General features: G+C 37.1%; 4 protein-coding genes. All 4 read left to right on the plus strand.

The window, feature by feature from the left end; genetic code table 11:
• The coding region (locus tag XI25_RS04950; protein WP_046677633.1) for an IS3 family transposase at nt 1–486 on the plus strand (486 nt) is incomplete at its 5' end.
• On the plus strand, nt 479–790 hold the full coding sequence (locus tag XI25_RS04955; RefSeq protein WP_052759451.1) for a GNAT family N-acetyltransferase: 312 nt from the start codon (nt 479–481) through the stop codon (nt 788–790). The genes XI25_RS04950 and XI25_RS04955, both read left to right, overlap by 8 nt.
• A gap of 210 nt (nt 791–1,000) precedes the next feature.
• On the plus strand, nt 1,001–1,183 hold the full coding sequence (locus XI25_RS32795) for a hypothetical protein (RefSeq protein WP_152669067.1): 183 nt from the start codon (nt 1,001–1,003) through the stop codon (nt 1,181–1,183).
• A gap of 31 nt (nt 1,184–1,214) precedes the next feature.
• The gene (locus XI25_RS32800; RefSeq protein WP_152669068.1) at nt 1,215–1,523 is read left to right on the plus strand and encodes a hypothetical protein; all 309 of its coding nucleotides are present in this window, start codon (nt 1,215–1,217) and stop codon (nt 1,521–1,523) included.
• Nucleotides 1,524–1,839 lie beyond the last annotated feature (316 nt).

A 1,839-nucleotide genomic window follows, 5' to 3' on the forward strand; every position in this document is an offset into this window, starting at 1 on the left:
GTGAAACGCTTTGTAGTCAGCGATCTGACATATGTGAAAGTCCAGCACAAGTGGCATTATATTTGTATACTGATCGACTTATTTAACAGAGAAATCATTGGTCACAGTGCAGGTCCACGTAAGGACGCTGCTCTGATTTCTCGTGCCTTTGCCACAATAGAAGGCGATTTAAACGACATTCAGTGGTTTCATACGGATCGTGGAAGTGAGTTTAATAACCAGACCATGGATGCGTTGTTAAAGACCTTTAATATTGGTCGTTCGCTGAGCATGAAGGGATGCCCTTACGACAACGCCGTTGCTGAAGCCACCTACAAAGTAATGAAAACCGAGTTCATAAATCAAATCAATTTCCAAAGTCTTCACCATCTAAACGTAGAATTATATGATTATGTGAACTGGTTCAACAGGCATCGAGTTCATGGCTCACTAGGTTACATGACACCAGTTCAGTACAAAGCTGCAGCCCTTAAAAAAGTTGTCTGATTTACTGTTGACAGTCCAACTTGAAGAAGCTGTAATTGGAAGATTTTTAATTGGTGAAACGCAAAATCGAGGAAGAGGAATTGGAAGCAAGGCATTAAAGGAAATTGTAAAGATTGGATTTGAACAATTCAGATTAAAGGCAATAAACTTAAACGTATTTGATTTTAATGTATCGGCAATTAGATGTTACGAAAATATTGGTTTTGAGAAGATGAATCGTATGGAGAATGTATATCAAGATAAAGCAGGACGCATATGGAATAATATCGAAATGAAATTAATTAAAGATCATTTTGTGGGCTAATTCGAGAGGGCATTTTGACATCATGTAACATAATATTAACGCATCGGAGCCTGGTCGACCCTCGGTCGCTAGAAGCGATCGGCAATGAAGTGGATTCAGCGGACACACTCGCACCGACTAACCGCATCGCGGGCCGCCCCCGGGCTTAAGGTGGTAGGACGTCGTGAATACGGTAACATTATCTAAAACTACTCGAAAGCTGGTGAAAACATGAATATAAACCAAGCGATAAATTTTATAGATAAAGAATTATCTCAAACTTTAAGAGATTATCAAAGCTGGTTTACTTTGGAGCCTGATGTATTAACTTTTAAACCAGAGGTCGGATGGAGTATTGAACAAATATTAGAGCATGTAACACTAACAAACCACTTTTTTATTGATTTTAATTAGAAAAGGGAAGCGAAAAGCTATTGAGTTATCCATGAAGAAAGACTTGAAATCAATATTAGAATCTTATCAGGTAAATTTACAAGAGCTTGATGCAATAGCTAATCATAAGTCTTTTAATTGGATTAGACCCGAACATATGGAGCCAAAAGGAGATAAAGAGTTAGGTCAGATAAGGTTATTACTTGATGATCAAGTTAACGAATGTAGAGATTCCTTGAAAGAAATGAAAAATGGAGAAGGAATACTTTATAAAACAACAATGACGGTAAACAATTTAGGAAAAATTGATGTTTATCAATATATCTATTTTTTTGTGCCAGCACGCAAAACGACATATTGAACAAATGCAAAAAGTAAAAGATGAGTATTGCAATTTCAATGAAGTCGAGTAGCATCGGCTAAACCAGCTAATCAAAGTCAAGTCTTCGATAAAATAATCTTTGTCATTCCAAAATTGTACATACTTAAATAAACCTACCCATGAGAGCAGACGAAACTGGAATTAGAATCCAATTTAAGAGTTTAATGAGCCTGAAATGCCGATCCTGAGTTCCACATGCCAAAAATAATGCGTAAAAGCTTATGAGAAGCAGCGACAATTGCGACTTTTGCCGGTTTGCCTTCGTCTCGTTTTTGCTGATAGAATTGAAAGAGAG

This window comes from Paenibacillus sp. DMB20 (assembly GCF_000987955.1).
GTDB lineage: Bacteria > Bacillota > Bacilli > Paenibacillales > Paenibacillaceae > Paenibacillus_AQ.

What these genes read in the sequence shown, in the direction of transcription:
- XI25_RS32800 (WP_152669068.1), top strand. Translation starts at nt 1,215, where the DNA reads ATGAAGAAAGACTTGAAATCAATATTAGAATCTTATCAGGTAAATTTA.
- XI25_RS32795 (WP_152669067.1), top strand. Translation starts at nt 1,001, where the DNA reads ATGAATATAAACCAAGCGATAAATTTTATAGATAAAGAATTATCTCAA.